The sequence below is a fragment of the Bradyrhizobium nivariense genome (genome assembly GCF_029846695.2).
Classification (GTDB): Bacteria; Pseudomonadota; Alphaproteobacteria; order Rhizobiales; family Xanthobacteraceae; genus Bradyrhizobium.
This window is the reverse complement of the sequence record NZ_JARWCR020000003.1, coordinates 135939-157178: the sequence shown is the minus strand read 5'-3', so window position 1 is coordinate 157178 and position 21240 is coordinate 135939. Positions and strand designations below refer to the sequence as shown.

Annotated in this window: 20 protein-coding genes and 1 tRNA gene; 10 read left to right on the top strand and 11 right to left on the bottom strand. The window is 64.0% G+C overall.

From position 1 onward, the window contains the following. Positions 1-178: 178 nt before the first annotated feature. The 3 genes from QCM77_RS04250 (at position 179) to QCM77_RS04240 (ending at position 2009) form a co-directional block, all read left to right on the top strand. Entirely contained in the window at positions 179-469 is a 291-nt protein-coding gene (locus QCM77_RS04250) for a helix-turn-helix transcriptional regulator (protein ID WP_279683643.1), read from the top strand. Then, on the top strand, positions 456-1637 hold the full coding sequence (locus tag QCM77_RS04245) for a hypothetical protein (protein WP_279683642.1): 1182 nt from the start codon (positions 456-458) through the stop codon (positions 1635-1637). The genes QCM77_RS04250 and QCM77_RS04245 overlap by 14 nt, the downstream gene beginning before the upstream one ends. Before the next feature lie 298 nt (positions 1638-1935). Next, a tRNA-Gln gene (locus QCM77_RS04240) sits at positions 1936-2009 on the top strand. A gap of 89 nt (positions 2010-2098) precedes the next feature. Here QCM77_RS04240 and QCM77_RS04235 read toward each other — a convergent pair. Together QCM77_RS04235 and QCM77_RS04230 are read right to left on the bottom strand one after the other, a co-directional pair. Next, positions 2099-2722, bottom strand: a complete 624-nt coding sequence (locus QCM77_RS04235) for a hypothetical protein (RefSeq protein ID WP_279665661.1) — start codon at positions 2720-2722, stop codon at positions 2099-2101. A gap of 68 nt (positions 2723-2790) precedes the next feature. Next, the gene (locus QCM77_RS04230; RefSeq protein WP_279683641.1) at positions 2791-4179 is read right to left on the bottom strand and encodes a hypothetical protein; all 1389 of its coding nucleotides are present in this window, start codon (positions 4177-4179) and stop codon (positions 2791-2793) included. On the opposite strand from QCM77_RS04230, the gene QCM77_RS04225 reads away from it, so the two are divergent. Then, positions 4168-4608 carry a hypothetical protein gene (locus QCM77_RS04225; protein ID WP_279683640.1) on the top strand — a complete coding sequence of 147 codons (441 nt, stop codon included), beginning with the start codon at positions 4168-4170 and terminating at the stop codon, positions 4606-4608. The two genes, QCM77_RS04230 and QCM77_RS04225, sit on opposite strands and share 12 nt — an antisense overlap. A 469-nt stretch (positions 4609-5077) precedes the next feature. On the opposite strand, the gene QCM77_RS04220 is transcribed toward QCM77_RS04225, so the two are convergent. Further along, entirely contained in the window at positions 5078-5398 is a 321-nt protein-coding gene (locus tag QCM77_RS04220) for a hypothetical protein (protein WP_279683637.1), read from the bottom strand. Between the two features lie 390 nt (positions 5399-5788). Between QCM77_RS04220 and QCM77_RS04215 the strand changes: the two genes are divergently transcribed. Genes QCM77_RS04215 through QCM77_RS04200 form a run of 4 tightly spaced genes read left to right on the top strand, consistent with a single transcriptional unit; the run spans position 5789 to position 10001 of the window. Beyond that, a complete protein-coding gene (locus QCM77_RS04215) occupies positions 5789-7375 on the top strand; it encodes a BTAD domain-containing putative transcriptional regulator (RefSeq protein WP_279683636.1) in 1587 nt (528 codons plus the stop codon). A 49-nt stretch (positions 7376-7424) separates the two neighbouring features. Next, the gene (locus QCM77_RS04210) at positions 7425-8009 is read left to right on the top strand and encodes a tetratricopeptide repeat protein (RefSeq protein ID WP_279683635.1); all 585 of its coding nucleotides are present in this window, start codon (positions 7425-7427) and stop codon (positions 8007-8009) included. Between the two features lie 35 nt (positions 8010-8044). Next, on the top strand, positions 8045-9010 hold the full coding sequence (locus QCM77_RS04205; RefSeq protein WP_279665667.1) for a phosphatase PAP2 family protein: 966 nt from the start codon (positions 8045-8047) through the stop codon (positions 9008-9010). Then, positions 8997-10001, top strand: a complete 1005-nt coding sequence (locus QCM77_RS04200) for a G1 family glutamic endopeptidase (protein ID WP_279665669.1) — start codon at positions 8997-8999, stop codon at positions 9999-10001. The genes QCM77_RS04205 and QCM77_RS04200 overlap by 14 nt, the downstream gene beginning before the upstream one ends. A gap of 103 nt (positions 10002-10104) precedes the next feature. Here the strand turns inward: QCM77_RS04200 and QCM77_RS04195 are convergent, their stop codons facing one another. The 6 genes from QCM77_RS04195 to QCM77_RS04170 are packed head-to-tail and all read right to left on the bottom strand — an operon-like array spanning position 10105 to position 16798. Then, positions 10105-11076, bottom strand: a complete 972-nt coding sequence (locus QCM77_RS04195) for a Bug family tripartite tricarboxylate transporter substrate binding protein (protein ID WP_279665671.1) — start codon at positions 11074-11076, stop codon at positions 10105-10107. Between the two features lie 59 nt (positions 11077-11135). Beyond that, positions 11136-12266, bottom strand: coding sequence for an iron-containing alcohol dehydrogenase (locus QCM77_RS04190; RefSeq protein WP_279665672.1), 1131 nt, complete (start codon positions 12264-12266; stop codon positions 11136-11138). Positions 12267-12282: 16 nt separating this feature from the next. Continuing rightward, entirely contained in the window at positions 12283-13317 is a 1035-nt protein-coding gene (gene pdxA / locus QCM77_RS04185; protein WP_279665673.1) for a 4-hydroxythreonine-4-phosphate dehydrogenase PdxA, read from the bottom strand. Then, a complete protein-coding gene (locus QCM77_RS04180) occupies positions 13314-14420 on the bottom strand; it encodes a four-carbon acid sugar kinase family protein (protein ID WP_279665674.1) in 1107 nt (368 codons plus the stop codon). Before QCM77_RS04180 ends, pdxA begins: the two co-directional genes overlap by 4 nt. A 2-nt stretch (positions 14421-14422) precedes the next feature. Beyond that, positions 14423-15862, bottom strand: a complete 1440-nt coding sequence (locus tag QCM77_RS04175; RefSeq protein WP_279665675.1) for an FAD-binding oxidoreductase — start codon at positions 15860-15862, stop codon at positions 14423-14425. 24 nt (positions 15863-15886) lie between these two features. After that, positions 15887-16798, bottom strand: a complete 912-nt coding sequence (locus QCM77_RS04170; protein WP_279665676.1) for a dihydrodipicolinate synthase family protein — start codon at positions 16796-16798, stop codon at positions 15887-15889. Between the two features lie 121 nt (positions 16799-16919). Here QCM77_RS04170 and QCM77_RS04165 point away from each other — a divergent pair, with 121 nt between their 5' ends. After that, positions 16920-17753: an IclR family transcriptional regulator gene (locus tag QCM77_RS04165; RefSeq protein WP_279665677.1), complete on the top strand. Its 834-nt coding sequence runs from the start codon at positions 16920-16922 to the stop codon at positions 17751-17753. 15 nt (positions 17754-17768) lie between these two features. On the opposite strand, the gene rnz is transcribed toward QCM77_RS04165, so the two are convergent. Further along, positions 17769-18674, bottom strand: coding sequence for a ribonuclease Z (rnz, locus tag QCM77_RS04160; RefSeq protein WP_279665696.1), 906 nt, complete (start codon positions 18672-18674; stop codon positions 17769-17771). Positions 18675-18987: 313 nt separating this feature from the next. Here rnz and QCM77_RS04155 point away from each other — a divergent pair, with 313 nt between their 5' ends. Continuing rightward, positions 18988-20484 carry an amidase gene (locus QCM77_RS04155; RefSeq protein WP_279665679.1) on the top strand — a complete coding sequence of 499 codons (1497 nt, stop codon included), beginning with the start codon at positions 18988-18990 and terminating at the stop codon, positions 20482-20484. A 35-nt stretch (positions 20485-20519) separates the two neighbouring features. Here QCM77_RS04155 and QCM77_RS04150 read toward each other — a convergent pair whose 3' ends face one another. Beyond that, a complete protein-coding gene (locus QCM77_RS04150; protein WP_279665681.1) occupies positions 20520-21125 on the bottom strand; it encodes a TetR/AcrR family transcriptional regulator in 606 nt (201 codons plus the stop codon). Positions 21126-21240 lie beyond the last annotated feature (115 nt).

Here is a 21240-nt window from a genome sequence, read left to right as displayed (position 1 = left end):
TCTCGAAGCGATCTGGCGGTCTGAAAGAATGTCGTACGAATTCGGGCCACGACTTACGCATTTTTGGAACTTGGCGCTTGTCTCCTAAACGGTCGGACTAACCTCTATCCGGGAGCCTCGCCGTTACGCTGCGTCGAGATGCTGAGCCAGCCGCAACCAATGCCCAGGGCGTGCCTGAATGACCGTGCGCAAGGACCATAATCTGCTACGAGGGGATCGCACGCCGGCCTATGTGAATCGCGAGACCGGCGCCGCCGAGCTGCAGATCTCGCCGGACACCTGGGACCAGTGGGTAAAGGACGGTTGCTTGCCGGGACCTTGTGACGCCCTGCCAGCGGGCTCCCCCCGCTGGCGCTGGGAGGACGTTGACCGTAAGCTGTCCGGCAGGACGGTCGTCGGCCTAGACGCCGCCCTCAAGGGAGCGGCGAACTTTGGCAAGAAACCGGGTGGCCGGCGTGACGCTGCCTGAAGGCGTCGAAAAGACTGTTGTCCGCAAGGCGAGCGGCAAGGTCTACACCTACTATTACTGGAATCCCGGCCGCGGCACCTCGCGTGAGGGCGAGCGCATCAAGCTTCCCAGTGCCGACAAGCAGCCGGATGCGTTCTGGCGCGAGGTGCAGCGCCGGCGCGCTGCCATGCCGGCCGAGTTGCCGCCCGGATCGGTCGGCGCCTTGATCGCGCTCTACCGCGCCAGCGACGAATTCAAGCGGCTCTCCAAGGGCACGCAGAGCAATTACGACGTCCACATGCGACGCTTCGAATCCGTCGAGACCTGGGGCCTGGTCGCGGTCGGCGAGCTGGTGCCGCTGGTGGTGCAGACCGCGCGCGATGCGATGAAGGATACGCCGGTGATGGCCAACCAGATGCTTTCGGTCGGCCGCACGATCTGGGACTGGGCCATTCCGCTGGCGCTGGCCGAGACCAACCCGTACGACAAGGTCCGCGACTTCGACATTCCCGATCGCGGCCACGTGCCGTGGCCGGCCTTCGTGATCGAGCACGTTCGCGCGCACGCCCCGCCCGACCTGGTACGGATGCTGCGGCTTGGCGTCATGACCTGCCAGCGCGGCAGCGACATGATCCGGATGGGCCCGGAGCACCGCGAGCGCAGCGGCATCTGGTGCCGGCCGAAGAAGACGCGCAAGCGCCGGCGCGCCTTCCACATCCCGCTCACGACCGCCGATGCGCTCGAGCTGGACCGCTGGGCCGAGACGCCGGTGCGCTTCACCAATTCGCGCTGGCTGAAGCCAATCGATCGCTTCCGCGAGGATCTGTACCTCTACTCGCCGAAGGGCGCGCCATACACCGGCGACGGCCTGCGCGCGCGCTGGAACAGGTGGCTGGAAGACGCCGAGCACGGCCGCGCGCTGTGCAAGCGCTGGAAGCAATGGGTGGCGGCCCAAGTGAAGAAATACGAGTGGGACATCGACCCCGAAGATGCCGACCACCCGACCATTCACGGGTTGCGCGGCACCGGCATTCTCGCCCGCGCCGAGGCCGGCTACGGCGTCGACCAGATCGCCAACGACATCGGCATGTCCAGGCAGAACGTCGAGCACTACATGCGGTTCAGGGACCAGATGAAAGTCGGCGCCGACGGGCAGCAGCGGCTACGGGTTGTCAGCAGCGATAAATGAACAGGCTTCAGACCCCCGAACCAAAGTGCCATTGGGCAGCAACTCTTTCTTGCCCAGGACGATCGAGACCGGAATATTAGCCATTGGCCCGCCCCAACGCCGAAGCAAAGCTACGCCAAAAAAAGGCGAAACGAAACTCGATCATAGGTGACCAGAACAAGGTGCCGGATATCGTCAGAAGGACTGGACCGCGAACGCGGACGCGGCTATATGACCGCCTGCGAGCCGCTGATTTGCAAAACTTTCAGCCAGTCTTGCAAAACTTCTGAAGAAAGTCTTGCGATATCAAGACCTTCGGTGGGGAATGGTGTAACGGTAGCACAACAGACTCTGACTCTGTTTGTCTAGGTTCGAATCCTAGTTCCCCAGCCACGAAATCCGTCCTTCCAGTTCGATGACTTGGCCGGCCTCCCAAACGGAGGCGATTGGCATCTTCGGTGCAAATCGAAGATGCCCGGCCTTTACGCAAGCGTCACGTTGTCGATCTGATCGGCGGACCGATCGGCTTCCGGATAGAGGAAATGAAGCTTGCGAACGACCGGCCTGCCCGTAACCCGGGAGACCAGCTCGGGTCGGTGCGCATAAAGCAGTTTCAGCGGATCGGGAATTTCCGGTGCCGGAGGACGCTCCCACACCTCGTTGCAGAACCCCAGCACCTCCGTGCTGTAAACACTCATGCAGACTTCCGAAAGAAGATAGTCGCGCTCGTGCTCACGCTCGCGATCGGGTGCGCTGCCCGAGCCGAACCGCTTGACCCGGCGATCGATGAACTCCTCGATGGCTTGAGCGAGAAACGCGTCCGCCGATACCACCTCCCGCAGCCGTGGTGCGAATTCGCTGAATTCGGCGGTCTCGGCGACTTCGTCCCAAAGGACAACCCGACCGGTTACGCCGGCGCCGGCCTTGCGGGCAATCCGCTCGATGAGACTGGAGACCTGCTCTGCCTCCTTTCTCGCCTTGCTGATCGCCGAATTGACGGTGAAGTAGCGCCCCGTGATCAGGCGATCCAGGACCAGGAGTCGGTCGGCGACGACGATCAGGTACTCCCGAGACGGCACGATGTATTTCTCGAAGAGCGCCGTCACGCCGGCCGCCGTGCGATATCTGGTGTGGGGATAGAGGCACACCGGCACGAAACATCGGTCTTGCAGAATCATGTCCGCATCTCCTCGGCTACAGATCCCACGACAACGGCGGTCTTCAGACCCGGCTGCACACCTGCGGGCGCCCGCGCCTCGCGCCGCCGCTTTGAAGACATGCGATTGTCATTGCTGCGCTCATCGACCCGGGCGTCGAAGACCGGCTTCTTCTTGGCAGAGAACTGGCCGACATAGCCTTCGTAGATCACGGCGTCCCCGTACCGGCGGATCAAGCCAAACTCTCCGACCTTGCAATAGCCTTCCCCGGAGCCCGCACTCCATTTCACTGCCATGCCTTCAGGGAAGAGTTGCCATCGGCCCCGGCAGCCCGCGGCCGTAATGTTTTTTTCCGTCCTGTTCGCAGCAAACAGCGACGCTTCGCACGCGTCATCCAGGACAACGGAGAACTCGGGTCCTTGCCGCGTGATCAGTTCGACGAGCTTTCCGGCAGCCGCAGGCAGCCGGCCACGCGTGATGTAGCGCTCCGCGACCTGCGCAATGACACACAAGACAAATGCAAACAAACCGATCTGGGCTGCGATGAAAACGCTCGTGTACGCACCGGTCTGACGGACCGCGTCGGTAAGGTCTATCTTGTTGCCCGTCGCAAACGCCGTGAGGCTCATGGGGATGCTCAGTCGGCTGGTCAGAAAGCCGATCAAGGCCATGATCAGCGCTCCCAGCGCTGCTCGGGCCGCCGTGCTGCGCCAAAATCCGTCTTCCATCAGGCGCCCGTCGCTCAGCACGACGACGATGGCTGCCATGACGGTTGCGAGCGGAAACCATGGAAGCGCTCCGCTGATCGCAGCTCCCGTCTCGCCCGACGACATCTTGGCTCCGATGACCGCAATGATCGACAGCGTGATGTTGCCGAGCGCGGTTCCGACCATGATCGGCGTGACGTAGCGGAGCAACGGCCTTTCGCGATTCAAATTGTTGAGATCGAACCATTCGCGTCGCGCAATTCTCGCGTTACGAACCGCGAGCGCGCCAAAAATCGTGGAGAAATAGAATGCGGCCGTGAGCCACGTCCACGCAAAAAGTCCAAGCGTACCCGTCGGGATGCCAAGCCCGGGAAGCCAGTCGCGGCCGACCCGCTCCACGACAAACTCGCTGAACGCCTCGGTTGAATAGCCGGTAAAGATCGACAACATCGCGAGGGAGATGAATGACAAGCCGGCGAGCGGACCAATGGCGTGCCCCTGCCCCCTGCCAGGCTCATCGGCGATAACGAAACCGAGCCTCGCCACGACATCCAGGCTGTCAGCCTCATTCCTGACGGTGGAATGAACGCCGCAAGCGACAAATGTGTACAGCCGATCGCGAAGATCGCGAACTTCGCTGAGCGTTCCGAGATCCGTGGGGCTGCTGCCCTTCAAGCACTCGCCGACGTGCTCGCGCACGAGCTCGACAAGCGCAATATGTTTTGCGGCGATGCTGTCGAGTTCGTCCCTGTAATTGGCAAAGAAGATCGGGTCAATCCCAACGCCGTCCCGCCTTCGTTCCGACAGAGCGGCGAGCACGTTCCCAACGCAATACCAGGTGTGAAGGATCTCGTCGTCGTCCCTCAGCTTGCTGAGGTCGCCGGTCAGCGGGCTCGCCGTCCCGGGCTGCGCCAAAAGCCTTTTGGACTGGCACTGGTAAACGCCTGGCTCGAAATTGAACGGCGAACTACGCATCTGCGCCACGGTTCGACGGACGCAGTCGGGGATGCGCGCGACAGTATGCAGGTATCCGCGAATGCGCTTCTCCAGCTCTTTGAGACCCGGCACGTTCTGGAGCGTGACCAGCGCCAGGGCAACGGCCAACGGAAGCCCGTCGATCGTCTTTGACGAATCGTCACTCGCACGCAAGCTGGCGAACGCATTGACGAGCCCCGGCACGAGCGAAAAAGCCACGTACACGACCATCATCGCCCCGACATAGGCCCACTTGGCGCGGGCATACCGACCGTAAGATGTGGAGAATCGAGGCTTGTAGCGGAAGAAGTATTCCGACTGGCTGTCGCAACTCGGCTCGTCGAAGCGAGACCAAGAGTACATTCCGACCATCACGGCGCCGAAAGCGAACGCGATGATCCATTTTTCAGCGCTATCGAGCATCATGGCGAGTACTCCTGTTTCCGACCATGCTTGTCTGGCTCGGCGGTGGCAGAGGCATTTCCAGGGTCAATGTCGCTCAAGCGGCAATCATCGGCTTCCTGGACTTCCAGGACTCGCTTCCAGGACTCGCTTCCAGGTACTACCGATTACATTTTCATTGGCGTGTGAGTTGAGCGTGAATTGACCGTCAACGCTTCATTCAGTGGGAGTCGCAGATACGGACGACGATTTCACCCTTGCCGTTTGCGATCATCACCTGGCCATATTCGTCCTGCGGCGGACTCTCCTCATAGCGGAGCGGAATCGTTGTGATCGCTTCCTGTGCTTCGCCGCCCTGCGGCTGCGTGTTCACGTCGAGGATCAGGATCTTCGGGTTGACGCCCTGTGGCGAGCGCTTGGTCAACCGGGCCTGCCAGCCATTGGTCGGTACCCGCACGTGGCCCGTCATGATCAGCTTGGGCGGCGCGCCCGGGGCGCGGTCGATCCAGGCCTTGAAGGTGTCTCTCAGCAGAACAGTCATGACACGTCTCTCCTCTGCCAAGTTGGCGCGACCTTACGGTCCCGGACCCAACATAGGCCGACAAAGCGAAGCCGATCGTGAATCGCCCGTGAATGCGATGCGCGTGCCAGACGCCGGGCCGACGGCCTGGGCGTGATGCCCACGCGATACTGGCCGGGAGACATTGTCCGGCCGTGCCCGACCTTATGCCGCTGACCGCGGCATGTCGGACGACGCGAACACGTCAAATCCCACTCGCGCATGAGTTGCCGGCGACGTGGCAGCCGGCTCACATGCGGGCGCAGGCCGCTGAAAACCGACCCATTCACGCTCATTTCACGCCCGTCGGGTCGAAGTGAGGAGCGTTTTTCATTTCGACCGTCAGGTCGCATTTCGATCAGTTCGCAACCCTTGACCATCTGGCAACCCAAGATGTACCATTCACCAATTGCACCAGATCCGGCGGGCTGCATTCCTGAGCTCACGTGTCATTGGCTTCACGGCCAACGCGAACCGATCATCTGCATTCCACCAAGCATCGGCTCCCTGGACCTGCCCTCCTACACTGTCGTCGACGATGTCGACGGGGGATGGGACGAGATGTCGGGAGTCAACGGCGACAAGGCGGTTGGCGAAGGCGGGTCCGGGCGCCTGAGACTGAACATTATCGGAGCATTTTCCGCGTCGGTGGACGGGCACGAGATCGGGCTCAGCCGAAAAGCGCAAGCGCTTCTCGGCTACATGATGCTCTCCTCCGCACGTCAGTTGCCCAGGACCAAATTGGTCGGGCTGCTCTGGAGCGAGAAGGAAGATCCGCTCGCGAAGGGTTCTCTGCGTCAATCGCTCAGTCAGATCCAGCGCGAACTAAAGGCGCGCGGCTGCACGCACTTTCATGCAGACCAGATGCACGTGGCGCTCGAAATCGAACGGGTGGCGTGTGATGTGATCGAGATCGTCTCGGATGCCGAGCGCGGTATCGTCCATCCAACCCTGCTCGCGCACGAACGCCTGACCGACGATATTCTCGACGATCTGGAAGGTGTCGATCCGGCATTTTCGGATTGGCTTGCCGAGACACGGCCGCTGGTTCACGAACGGCTGATCGATGCATTGACGAGGCTGCTGCCCGATGAGGGGCAAACGATTGTCACGGCCACCGCGGAAGCCGCGGCAAAGGCCATGTACCGACTGGACTCCGAGAACGAGCGGGCCGTTCGCGTTCTCATCAAGAGCCACGTCGCTGCCGGAAGCATCGGTGCGGCGCTCGCGACCTATGCGCGGCTCTGGCGCCAGCTCGAAGATACTTACGACATCGAGCCGCACAAACTCACGCAGGACTTGATCGCCGGCTTGCGACAGCAGCAGCCCGAGACTGTCGTACAGCCGGCCCCGTCCTCCGTAGCGGCACGGGCAATCGGTCTGGTCGGATTTGACGCCAGCCGGCCATCGGTTGCCGTTCTCCCCTTTCGCGCGCTGTCGCCAACGCTGGAGCCTCAATTCACGATCGGTATCGTCGACAGCGTCGTCCAGGCCCTATCGAGCTTGAAAGAGCTGTTCGTCATTTCCCGCGGCTCGACGATGATCCCGATGTCGCAGACACCGGATCTGCGTGCCATCGGCCGTGATCTCAATGCGCAATATCTGCTTCACGGAAGCATTCAGCGCGTCGGCGATCAGATCCGGATCTCGACCGAGCTGGTTGCCGCCGAAACAGTCGAGGTCGTCCGCGTCGACCGTCTCAGTGGAACAGCAGCCGACGTCTTCGACTTGCAGGATCGCATCGCCGTCGAGGTCATACGCGCTGGCGCCTCAGGTCCGCGACCGGGAGCTTCATCGCGCGATGCAGAAGAGACCAGACGATCTCGACGCCTATCAGTTGGCGCTGGTCGGCTACGATCAGATGTTCAGTCCGGACTACACGACGTTCGTGACAGCGCGCACCAATTTCGAGCGGGCGCATGTGCTCAGTCCCAATTGGGCGCCGCCCCTCTCCTATAGCGCCATCTGGCACATGCAGCGCGTGGCGCGCGGGTGGTCTGCGAACGCATTGAACGAACGCGACACCGCGCGGGCGCTTGCCGAACGAGCGCTGGAGCGCAATTCGGCCGATCCGCTCGCCAATGCCGTCGGCGGCTACACGCTGTCGCAGTGCAAGCACGACCATCTCGGCGCGCTCAAGCAGCTGGACCGTTCGATCGAGCTCACGCCGAACCTCGCACTCGCATTCGCGTACCGGGCCGCCGTGCACGTTCGCTGCGAAAACTACCAGGACGCGCTCCGCGACGCGGCCATCAATCTACGCCTTTCGCCGCGAGACCGGCACGCCTGGTTCGCGGAGATGATTTCGGCTCAGGCCCACTTTGCCATGAAAGATCTTGCCCCCGCCATCGAGCATGGGACGCGGGTCGCGACGCTCCTGCCCAACAATCAGGTGAACCTGCGCATTCTGGTCGCTGCTCTCATGGAGAGCGGACGTTTCGCCGAGGCGCAGGCCCATGCCCGCTCGCTCATGAAGGCAGGCGAGATCGACATGGGGTGGCTCGCGCTGTCGCCGTGGCCGAAACCGCCCCTGGCGCGCATCGAAGCGGCGCTGTCACGGCTGGCGTCGACACTTCGGCACGGAAGTACCTAAGGCGGCACCAATCAATCGCAACAGAGGAGGTCGATATGGCAGGCGGATACGGGGGATATGGCGGTTACGGCGGGTATGGCGGTTACGGGGGCTATGGTGGGTATGGTGGGTATGGCGGCGCCAGCGGACCGGGCGGCGCAATGTTCGCCGATCGCGTCGATCGCCCGTTCGTGAGCGAACGTGACATCAAGGGCGCCAGATTCGATGCCACCGGCTTTGGCACGAGGCTCTGGTCGACGCGCTGGTATGCGTGGGTCGTGATGTCCGATCTTGCCAGTCGGGCAGATTGGCTCGAAAGGCTCGGCGGGTTTGCCCTGGTCGGTTCGGGTCTGACCCCATGGAGTGCGGATCTCGAGGACGATATCAGCGCGTTGAGAAACATGGCGGTCAATGAACGCGCCGTGGCCATGGACGAAATCGTAACGGAGGCTGACGAATTCATCAGCAAGTTCCTGCACCTCGTGTCCGCGACGGCGACGACGCACCCGGCGACATCGCGCATGCTGATCGTGGCCGACGCACTCACAGCGCTGATCGCGATGCACTACAAGGCTCACTTCAATCGTCCCCGCCCCACGCAAGTGGTCCCTGGATTCATGTCGCCGATCCAGCACAGCGGCCATGCGTCGTTCCCAAGCGGACACGCCACCCAATCTCACGTCTTCGCCGCGCTCCTCGCGGAAGTCATACCGCAAACACTCGGTATTCCCGCTCCTGCTCCGGGCGCTGCCGGCAGAACCACCATCGGAAAGACGCTTGTCGCCCTTGCCGACAGAGTTTCACGGAATCGCGAAATCGCCGGCCTTCATTATCCGTCGGATACCAAGGCCGGATTGAAACTCGCAGCAGCAATCACCGACAAGATTCTCCTGGATAGGACTTACCTGCCGAAGTTTGCAACGCTCGTCGACAACGCCAAGCAAGAGTGGAGTGACTTCGGCGTCTTCTACGAAGGGAAGGAAACGTGCGTCTCCGCAGGAGGAAAACATGTTCGAGAATGATCGCTTTGCGCTTTACGAAGTCGTGCCTCCCGACTTCAATCTCCTCGACGCACCCCCCGCCACGCTCGATCGCTACGGCATCCCGCAAAAGCCTGATGTCGTCACCGAGCCGGAACTGTTCGAGTTCTGGACACAGCTGGTTTCGGAACCTTTTTCGGCGAAGCAGCCGGTATTCGGCAGCATCGATCCCCCGTCGCTCGGGGGCTCGCTTCAATCGATGCTGAACTGGTCGGGGGCGCTCATTTCTACGCCATGGCCACAGCGGATCGTCTTCGCCGCAGCTGGGTGGAATGTGCCGGACGTGCGCCGGCCATCCGCGTCGGCCTTGGACACGCACGCGGACGATCCAAAATCATTGTTGTGGGTGGGTCTCGACGGCCGCAACGGCATGCTACCGAATATCTCCCTGCCTCAAATCGGCACCGGCCACTGGCCCAATCGCAAGCCCAAGCACTTTGCATGGTGGGATTGGTGGCACAACAGTCCGCCGGATCAGGCGACCACGAAATCGTCGGCCTCGCCGAGGCCACAAGCGATCACGTTGATCGAAAACCTCCCAATCAACGAAGACGACCATATTCTTGCTGGCCTCGCGGTTCAGGTCAGTGGAGACATTCTGTACTTCATCAAAAACCGGAGCACCGGTGAGTTCCGCTCGTTTCTCGCCCGGCAGCCGCCAGGCGAGATCGAACCGCTCGGATCATCAGTGGAATGGGTTATGGAGCGGCCGACGGACCCGGAGAGCCGCGATCTATTCCCGCTTCCGGATTATGATCCCGTGAATTTCAACTACTGCGTGGCCCGGGCTGCCGATGCAGCGGTCGGATCAGGACGCATGATGACGCTCGCAGACAACGCACTCATGATCGAGATGCGCGAGACTTTCGCGAATCCCGAGCGTACCGTCATTGTGTCACGCGCGGCGCCGCGGCAGGAGACGCCAAACGGCCCGGTCGGCGTCACATGCACGTTCCAGGATCCCTTGACGTAAGCGCAGATTGTGCGTTTCGGGGCCGGAGCGCGCTCCAACCGCCATGGAGCGGTCGGTCGCGATCCGGCCTGTAGCCGGTTCGAGTGTCGGAAGACCCGGCCGCCTACTCCAGCTTGATGTTTGCGGCTTCGATCACTTTCTTCCAGCGCGCCGTTTCCGCTGCGATGTAGGCCGCGAACGGTTCGGAATCCACCGCGACCGCGGCTGCGCCGAGTTCGGCCATCTTCTGCACCGTCTCCGGCTGCTGCATGAAGGCGCGGATCTCGGCCGAGAGTTTTTCGACGATCGGTCTCGGCGTTGCGGCGGGAACGAAGAAGCCGTGCCAGGCGACGGCCTCGAAGCCGGGCAGAAATTCGGCAACGGCGGGCACTTCCGGATCGAAGACAGCGCGCTTCGGCGTTGCGGTCGCAAGTATCGCGAGCTGGCCGGTCTTCACCTGTGGCAGCAGCAGCGGCACGTTGTCGAAAGCGAGATCGATTTGGCCACCCAGCAGATCCGTCAGCATCTGGCTCGAGCCCTTGTAGGGAACGTGCACCATCTTGGTGCCGGTCATCTGCTGAAACAGCTCGCCGGCGAGATGCTGCGAAGTGCCGACGCCGGCCGAGCCGAACGAGACCTTGTCCGGGTTCGCCTTCAGGTAGGCGATCAGCTCCGGCACGGTGCGCGCCTTGATCTTGTCGGGGTTGACGACGAGAACGTTGGGCACGACGCTGATCTGCGCAACCGGCGCCAGATCCTTGTCCGGCTGGTAGCTGAGCTTCGGCCCGTAGAGCGTGGGATTGATAGCAAGCGCGGACGTGCTCGCAAGCCCGAGCGTGATGCCGTCGGGCGCCGACTTCGCCAACCGCGTCACGCCGAGGATCGAGCCGGCGCCGCCGACATTCTCGACCACGAACGGCTTGCCGAACTTCACTTGCAGATGGTTCGCGACCATACGCGCGAAAATATCCGCGGTGCCGCCGGCGGCGAAGGGAACGATCACCGTCACCTGCTTGGACGGATAGCCGTCCTGGGCCTTCGCCGGCGACGCCGCCAGCAGCACGACCGAGGCAAGAACAATCCACATCGATCTCATCGAAGTTTCCTCTGCATTTGCTGTTGTTGATTGGCTGCCGCGCGCGTGCGCGGAGATGGCTAGAACGCGGCCTCGTACATGTTCAGGATCGCATCCCGGCCGAGGTCGCGCGGATTGTTGTCGAGCAGGCGGCGAATGGCGTGCGCCTCGTCGGCCATCACGCCGAGATCGTCCCGGGGGACGCCGAGCGCGGACAGCCGCATCTCGATGCCGAGATTCCTGCAAAACCCATAAGCCGCCTCGAATGCAGGCTTCGCATCACTCTGCGCCGGCAGTCCGAGTGCCGCCAGCACCGCCACCGTCTTCGCCTCGGCCGCCGGCATGTTGAACGCCAGCGTATGTGGGAAGATCACCGCGCAGGCGAGCCCGTGCGCCACGTGGTGGCGCGTGCCGAGCGGATAGGCCACCGCATGGCCGGCGGTCGTGTTCACCGGCCCGAGGCAATAGCCGCCATAGAGCGAGGCCAGCGCCAGACCCGCGCGCGCCTCGCGATCGCCGCCGTCGGCGACCGCGCGCTTGAGATATTGGCCGACCAGCCGGGCGCCTTCGAGTGCATAGAGGTCGATCGCCGGATGTGCCTTGCGGCTGGTATAGGCCTCGACGCAATGCGCCAGCGCATCGACGCCGGTGGCCGCAGTGATCTCCTTCGGCACGGTCATGGTGAGATCGGGATCGACGATGGCGATATCAGCCAGCATGAAGCGGCTCTGCACCGCCTGCTTGTTCTGGCTGGCGGGATCGGTGACGAGCGCGCGGGTGCCGGCCTCGCTGCCGGTGCCCGACGTGGTCGGAATCTGCATCAGCGCCACGCTGCGGCCGGCCACCTTCTCGGGACCGACGATGTCGGCAAAGGCTACCTCGGAGGTACAGAGCACTGCCACCAGCTTGGCGAGATCCATCGCGCTGCCGCCGCCGAAGCCGATCACGAGATCGGGCTTGACGTCGCGCGCCATCGCCACGGCCTTGTCGAGATTGGGCAGGTCCGGCTCGGGCTTTACCTCGCCGAACACCTTCACTGCACCCGGCAGCGCGAGCATGTCGACGCGGCGGGCGTTGAACGGATCGGAAATTACGAGCGGTCGTTTGGCGCCGATGCGCTCGGCGAAGCGCGCCGCTGCGGTGATCGTGCCGCAGCCGAACTCGAGGACGGTCGGACGAAGGATTTCGATGGGTGTGAAGGCGTTGGTCATCGTGCGCTCGATCTCGTCACTTGGATGCGGAGGCGCCAGCGGCCAGCCGTTCGGCATAGTCGATGGCCTCGATCAGGCTGTGCTCGTTGGCGATGCCTTTGCCGGCGATGTCGAAGGCGGTGCCGTGATCGACCGAGGTGCGGATGATCGGCAGGCCCAGCGTGATGTTGACGCCGGAGAGCTCCTGCCAGCGGCCGGTTGCGGGATCGACCTGGAAGCCGAGCAGTTTGACGGGGATGTGTCCCTGGTCGTGATACATCGCCACCGCAGCATCGTACTGACCGGCGCGCAGCTTGACGAAGATGGTGTCGCCGGGCACGGGACCGACGACATCGAGGCCGTCGGCGACCGCTTTCGCAATCGTCGGCGCGGACACGTCGATGTCCTGCCGGCCGAACAGGCCACCCTCGCCGGCGTGAGGATTGAGCGCGGCGATCGCGATCTTCGGCTTGGCGATGCCAAGCTGGAGCAGCGCATCGTTGGTGAGGTCGATGACCATGCGCAGGCGCTCCGGCGTCAGACGCTTCGGCACGTCCTCCAGCGCCACATGGGTCGAGACATGGCTGACGCGCATGTTGCCGTGGGCGAGCAGCATCACCGAGCCGCGCACACCGGTGAGATGCGCCAGCATTTCGGTATGACCAGGAAAATGATAGCCGGCCTTGTTGAGGGCTTCCTTGTTGAGCGGAGCCGTGACGATGGCCGCGGTCCGTCCCGCCTGCGTCAGGCGCACGCCCTGCTCGATCGCCTTGTAGGCAAAGCGGCCGCCATCGGCCGTGAGCACGCCGGGCTTGATTGGCTCACCTTCGACGTCGGCCTGGAGGAAGCAGAGGTTCGGCCAGTCGCGATCGTCGGGCATGACCTCCGGGATCGCAATGCCGACACCGAGCGTGGCTTTCGCGCCATCGAGCGCCGCGCCACTGCCGATGATCAGCAGACGCAGATCGCCCGTCGCGATCCGGTCCTTCAGCCCGACGCAGGCCTTGACGATGATCTCCGGCCCGATCCCGGCCGGATCGCCCATGGTGATGGCAAGATGGCGAGAGGTCATGTCGGACTCTCCATGTTGAGCAAATGATTGGTCCGGAGCAGATCGCGCCAGAGCTCGGTGGTGCCAAATGCGCCGGATTTCGAGACGACATCGACGCCGGCCCAGCGGCCGCCCTGCAACATCGAACGCGGCAAGCCCGGCACGATACGTCCCGTCACCTGCAACGCATGCGCGCCGAGGGCAACGCATGCTGCCTTCAAAGTCTCTCCGCCGGCAACGATCAGCGTGCCCGGCCGTTCAAGTGCCGCGATCAGCGCCGTCATCTCGCGCGCGATCCGCCGTGCCGCCTCGGCGCGGGTCAGGCCGTCGGCGAGGGAAAACTGGACCAGCGCCACGCCGTCATCGGCCAGCTGGCGCTGGACGCGCGTCGCGCCCTCACCTTCCGCAAGCGCGATGGTTGCCTCACCGCAGGCGGCCAGCTGGGAGACGGTGGCAACCTGGTCGGAGCCGAACAGCCCCAGCACCGGCAGCTTCAACTGACCCGGTGCATCGGCGCGATGACTACAGGCGAGCGCGCCGGCCAGCCCGCCGCTTCCGCACCAGAGCACGGGCCCGGGCATGCGCCGTCCCATCTCGACGACACGGTCGAGCTCCATATCGTTCTCGGCATCGAAGACCTGAACACCGCCTTGCGCGAGCGCATCAGCCCGGCCCTGCCGCGCCTCGATGCCTTCCACTTGCAATTGGGTCAGGAGATTATCGCCGACCCGATGCCAGTCGCCTTGCACCGTACGCGCAAATTGCTGGCCACCCACGGTGCGGCGCCCCTGATAGTCGAAGGCAGGTGCGACCACGCACGACGCCCAATGGCCACTGCGCAGGCATGCGCCGAGCTCGGCGGCCCATGCGCCGCGCAGCAGGCTATCCACCTTCTTGTAGGCGATCGTCGCCTCGCGGAGCAGCGGCGCCAGCCGTCCGACGATCTCGATGCACTCAACCTTCGACCGCTCGCGGGTGCCGCTATCGATCGCGAGGCTCCCGCAATCCAGCGGAGCAGACGCTTCAGGCCAGGCGACGTTGAACGGTCCGCACAAGCCGACAAACTCCGCGGCGGTGTCGAGCGCACCGGTGAGATCGTCGGCAAGCAGGCGGACGCTCGTCATCGTCATACCGCTCCTGCGCCAAAAATCTTGCCGGGGTTCATCAGACCGTGCGGATCAAGCAGTTGCTTGATGCCCCGCATCAGCTCGATGTCGAGCGGGTCGGCGACGCGGGCGAGCCGGCTGCGATTTGTGATCCCGATGCCATGTTCGGCGCTGATGGCCCCGCCCTGCGCCGCGGTCTCGTCGTCGACGATCTCGTTGATCTCAGCTACCAGCGCGGCCGTCGCGTCCGGGTCCCGGCTATGCGCGCGGTCGATCAGGGCGATCACGTGGATGTTGCCGTCGCCGATATGGCCGTGCATCACGACGCGCGCATCCGGCACGGCGGCGTTGATCCGGGCCTCGACATTGGTGACGAAGACAGCCTGACGGTCCAGCGGCACCACGCTGTCGTGCGACACCACATAACCGCTGCGCTTGTTGCCTTCGGAGACACTGTGCCTGACGGCCCAGATCGCCTTCGCCTGCGCGAGGTTGGACGCCAGGATGACGTCTTCGGCAAGCCCGGCCTCCATCGCATCCGCGAGCACCGCCCCGAGCGGCTCATCAAGATCGACGCCCGCGAGCGTGTCGGTCAGCTCGACGATCAGATACCACGGCGTCGTCAGCTCGAACGGGATCGTGACATCAGGCACGGTCTCCGCGATCGCTTCAATCTGTGATCGCGACATGATCTCGAGGCTGCCGAGCCGGTCGCCGACCGCACCGCGCAGGCGTTGCATGATCTCGAGCGCCTGCTCGACGCCCTGCAATTTGAGCAGCGCCAGTGCCGAGCTGCGCGGCGGCGAGAACAATTTCAACACGGCAGCGGTGACAATGCCGAGCGTCCCCTCTGCGCCGATGAAGAGCTGCTTGAGCGCGTAACCTGTGTTGTCCTTGCGGAGCCCACGCAGGCCGTTGAAAATTCTCCCGTCGGGCAGCACGACCTCCAGCCCGAGCACGAGATCGCGCGTCGGCCCGTAGCGCAGTACGGCCGTGCCGCCGGCATTGGTCGAGATGTTGCCGCCGATCTGGCAGGAGCCCTCGGCACCCAGGCTCAGGGGGAAATAGCGATCGACGTCCCGGGCCGCATTCTGCACGTCGGCGAGGATGCAGCCGGCCTCCACGGTAATGGTGTTGGCGAGCGGGCTGACGTCGCGCACGGCCCGCATGCGGTCGAGCCGGATCACGACATTGGCCGCACGATCGTCCGGGGTCGCGGCTCCGCACATGCCGGTGTTGCCGCCTTGCGGCACGATCGCGAGCTGCCTTCCCGCGCAGAACTTGACGACGGAAGCGACCTCGGCGGTCGAGCCGGGCTTCACCACAGCGGCGGCGCGACCGTGATAGCGCCCGCGCCAGTCCACCACATAGGGCTCCTGGTCGGGCCCGGACGCGATGACGTGCTTGTCGCCGACGATGGCGGCAAGCCCGGTCAACGCATCACGGAAAGTGTCGGACATCGGATCGCCTCGTCGCGCGCCACGCTAGGCGAATGCCGTCGCATTCGCGAGCAGCTCTTTCACCTGGCCCGGCGGCAAGGATTCCAGCGGCGGCCGCAGGCGCTGCCATCCGGCATGGCCGGTGCGCTCGGCGACCAGCGCCTTCAGGGAGGCCATCTGCGGGAAACGCGAGACCAATTCGCGCGCATTTACGATGCGCGCCTGCGCCGCCTTGAGTGCCGTGTCGTCGTCGCTATCGCGAAAATGCTTGTAGACATAGGCAAGATCGCGCGCGACGAGATTGGAAGTCGCGGTGATGCAGCCGGCGCCGCCCTTGCGCAGCAACGGCAGCAGCAGCGGATCGGCCCCGACCAGGACCGAAAAGCCCGGGAAGCGCTCGACCATCGCGGTCATGTTGGCGAAGTCGCCGGAGGAATCCTTGATGCCGGTGAAGGTGGACGGATAAGCCGCGCGCAGCCGTTCGATCAGCGCATGCGAGATCGGCTGCGCCGACATCTGCGGGATATGATAGAGCACGATTTTGAGCCTGACATCGCCGATGCGCTGCACGACTTCGCTGTAGGAGGCGAAGATGCCGTCATCGGTAACGCCCTTGTAGTAGAACGGCGGCAGCATCACGACGGAATCGACGCCGACCGAGAGCGCGTGCCGCGTCAAGGCGACAGTCTCGCTGAGCGCGGCGACGCCGGTGCCGGGCAGAAGCCGCTGCGGCGCGATGCCGGCGGCGACCACTGCCTCGAGCAGTGCGGTGCGCTCGGCGGCCGAGAAGGAGTTCGCCTCGCCTGTCGTGCCCAGCAACGCGATGCCGTCGCAGCCTTCGTCCAGAAGATGGCGGCAATGCGCGACGAAACGCGCATGATCGGGGGCGAGCTCGGCGTCGAGCGGCGTCAGCGCGGCGGAGAACACGCCATGGGGGTGCAGCGATGATGTCGACAAACTTCCTCCGATCGTCAAATCGATGTTGTTCGGAATGCGAACATTTGTTATTAACTCGACCTGTCGTAAAATCAGCTTGCCGTCACGTCAAGGGCGACATGTCATGGCGAGACATTAGAGTATGGCCAAGATCGAAAAGAAGGCCACAAAGCGCGCTTCGGAAACGCCCCCGAAGAATCCCAAGAATTATGTCGCCTCCGTCGGCAAGGCCTTCGCAGTGCTCAAGGGCTTCACCAGCGAGGCCTTCGAGCTGACCCTGAGTGAGATTGCCGCACGCGCCGATCTCGATCGCGGGACGGCGTTCCGGCTGATCCAGACCCTGGTCGAGCTCGGCTACGTCCAGGCGGTTCCGCAAAGCCGCCGGTTCCGCCTCGGGGTTGCCTGCCTGGACCTCGGCTACACCGTGCTGTCGCACGGATCCTTGCGGCCGATCGTCGAGCCGCTGCTGCGCGATCTCGTACCTGATGTCGGCGATGCGGCCTCGCTCGGGGTCCTCGACGGCGGCGACGTGATCTATCTCGCGCGCATCGGCGCGGGCCTCGACCGCCACAAGCTGGATCGCCGGCCGGGCACGCGCATTCCCGCCTACAGCGCCGCCCTCGGCCATGTCATGTTGGCGCATCTGGCGCGGGACGAGCAGATCGCGCGACTGGAATTGCGACCCCGCGTAAAGCTGTCGGAGCGAACGCTGACCGATCTCGATGCCCTGCTCGCCCGGCTCGATCAGGTGAAGAAGAAAGGCCATGCCGTCTCCGACGGCGAGAACGCCTATGGCCTGCGCACGCTGGCAACGCCGATCTTCGACGCCCAGGGTCTTGTGATCGGGGGATTGAGCGTCACTGTCGATGCGATGCGCATGGACATGCCGACCTTCCGCGATCAGGCACTGCCAAGGCTGATGCAGGCGACCAGAGAGGTGCAGGATCTCGCGATCAAGTCGGGATTGACGAGATGAGTCACGTCGACCCGACTAGATGGCGATCTGGTCGAAATCGGCGGCGATCCGCGTGTTTGGAAAAAACCTCGTCGCTTCGGCCAGCAGCTCTTGGTCCTGATAGCGCCCCGACATGTGATTCAGCACGAGTTGCCCGACGTTGTTCGCGGCGGCAAACGAAGCCGCCTCGAGCGCGGTGAGGTGGCCATAGTCCCGCGCGGTTGGCGCGTCGCGATCGAGGAACGTCGCCTCGATCACCAGCAGATCGGCGTCGGCGACGTATTGCGACAGCCCGTCGGTGGTTTCGGTGTCGCCGATCACCACGAGCTTCCTGCCGCCGCCCGGCGGCCCCAGAACGTCTTCGGGATCGATGGTTCGGCCGTCCTCGATCACGACCGGGCGTCCTGCGGCCAGTTCTCCGCGCATCGGCCCATCGGGAACACCGAGGGCAGCGAGTCGCTCCCGCTCCAGATGGCGACGTGCGGGACTCTGGAAACAGAAGCCAAAGCTGTCGGTCTCGCGGTGGCGGACTGGAAAACAATCGACGCTGAAGTCGCCGGCGTCGATGACCTGTCCTTCGGTCAGCGGCGCGAACTCGACAGGGATCGGCGCCCTGCCTGCGCCCCACAGGCCCGCAAGCATGCGGATGACGATGTCGAGCGTACCCTGCCCTGCATGGACGGTCATCACGTCGGAATTCTGGCGCAACCCCAGCGTTGAGAACAGGCCGGGGATGCCGAGCACGTGATCGAGATGACCGTGCGTCAGCAGGATGCGGTCAAGCCGTCGAAAGCCCGCGCCGCTGCGCAGCAACTGGCGCTGCGTACCCTCGCCGCAATCGATGAGGATGCGCTTGCCCGCCACCTCTACGAGGAGAGCCGGATGGTTGCGCTCCGCTGACGGAACGCTGGCCGAGGTCCCAAGGAATGTCAGGGCGAACATGGTCGTCAGTGTCCAGGCTTCACCGTCCCCAATGCCACGCGAGCAGCGGCGCGTACAGACCCATCGATCCCGCATAGAGCGCCGTTCCCCGCGGGACGCTCGATTAAAAAACGCGAAAACAACCCCATGCACAGTACAAATCGTTGAAGAATTTCGCACTCCAATGGTGCGAATCCTGCCAGCGAAGGCGGTTTCGCCGTTAACGGTTCGGGAGGCATGGCCGACCGCACCATTTCCCGTCGCATGTTCGATACAAGGATCGAATTGCAGCCGAACGACATCGACACGGCGATGCGAGACAATGGAGATCGTGATGCAACCAGGATTGCCCGCAGATGCCACTGACTGCGACTACGGTTCGATCAGCACGCTGCTGAGCGCCCTGCACGCGCGAAAGATTTCCGCGTCAGAGTTGCTCGCGCACACGATTGCGCGCATCGAAGCGCTGGACGGCCGGATCAATGCCGTCATCGTTCGCGATTTCGATCGCGCAAGAGACGCCGCGCGCGCCGCCGATGCCGCTCTTGGCCGCGGCGAGCGGCAGCCATTGCTCGGCATCCCCGTGACCTTGAAAGAACCGTTCAATGTCGCCGGCCTGTCGACGACATGGGGCTTTCCGCATTTCAGGGATTTCCAACCCGTGGAGGACGCCCTTGTCGTCTCGCGGTTAAAGGCGGCGGGCGCCGTCACCATCGGCAAGACCAATATCCCGATCGGCCTCAGGGACTTCCAGAGCTATAACGATATCTACGGGATGACGAACAACCCGTGGGACCTCGGCCGGTCGCCCGGTGGCTCTTCAGGCGGCTCGGGGGCGGCGCTGGCGGCGGGGTTCGGCCCGCTCTCGATCGGCTCTGATATCGGCGGCTCGATCCGGGTGCCCGCACATTTCTGCGGGGTGTTCGGACACAAGCCAAGCCTCGGCCTGGTCCCGCTACGCGGATACAGTCTGCCGCCGGCACCGCCCGTCCCGGGCCAGGGTGATCTGGCTGTCGTTGGGCCGATGACGCGCACCGCCTCGGACCTTGCGTTGGCGCTCGACGTGATTGCGGGCCCCGACGAGATGCGCGACGGCATCGGCTATCGCCTGGCGCTGCCCGCCCCGCGCCATGACCAGCTCAAGGGTTTCAGGATCCTCGTGATCGATACCCATCCGCTGATGCCGACGGGTGACGCGGTGCGCTCAGCCATTGGACGATTGGCCGAGCGGCTCGAACGATCAGGCGCGCGGGTCGCGTGCTCAAGCACGTCGCTGCCCGATCTCGCCGAATCCGCTCGGCTCTACATGAAGCTGTTGAACGCAGCGCGAAGTCCACGCCTGACACCGGGCGCCCTCGCAGAGGCGCAAGGCCTTGCCGCGGCACTCGCGCCCGACGACCGCGGCCTGCAGGCCGAGCGCGCGCGCGGCTGGGCCATGCTCCATCGTGAATGGCTGGCGACCGATGCGGCGCGCCTGCAACTGCAACAACGATGGCAGGAGCTGTTCCGCGATGTCGACGCGGTGATCTACCCGGCCGCCGCCGTGCCGGCCTTTCCACATGACCATTCCGAACCGTTCGACGCGCGACAACTCGACATCGACGGAAAGCTCCATCCCTACGCCGATGCGTGCTTCATCTGGGCCGACCCCGCCTCGACCTGCGGACTGCCTGCGACCGCCGTCCCGATCGAGCGCACGCCTTCGGGCCTGCCGATCGGCGTCCAGATCATCGGGCCTTATCTAGAGGACCGCACAACGATTGCGCTGGCCGAGCTGCTCGAACGCGAGTTCGGCGGCTTTGTCCCGCCGCCGTCGCTGCCTACCACCTAACCCGCGAGATGAGAGGCGAAGACGCTAACGCGCGGTCACTTCCTTTCAGTCGACTGCGCCTCGACCGCCTGCACGGCCACACTCGCCACTTGCCGCAGCGCCTCGCGGTCGGAGCCCGAGGATGCCATCACGCCCATGCCGACAGAGACGGCCGAGACGTAGCGCGCGAGCGCAGCGGGATCTGACGTCGGCTTCAGATCGCCTTCGGCCTTGGCGCGGATGAAGCGGTCGCGGAGCTGGTCCTCGTTCTCAGCGCGGCGGGCGGCGAGCTCGAAGGGGACGCTTTCGGAGCCGGTGCCGCAGGCGATGCCGCCTTGCACGAGCAGGCAGCCAGGCGGGTTGGCGGGATCGGTCTGCTTGTCGGCGATGCCCCTCAGCATCCGCTCCGCGACCTCGCGGGCGGTCGGCGCTGCCACCACCTCGTCCATCCAGACGCCACGTAGTTTGGTGTAGCGGTCGAGCGCGGCCTTCAGCAGGCCTTCCTTGTTGCCGAAACAGGCGTAAAGGCTCGGGGGATTGATGCCCATGGCCTCGGTGAGCTGGGCGATGGTGGCGCCCTCATAGCCATGGCGCCAAAACACTTCCATCGCCTGGTCCAACGCCGTCTCGGCGTTGAATTCGCGGGGGCGTCCCATGCCCATGTGCCTGTCTCCTCAGAATTCGCGGTCTGCCGGAGGCTAACGCCAAATCCTATCTATTTGTTCTAGCTTTATTTTCCCGCCGTCTTCCAATTCTTGCGGTATGCCGCTACAATTT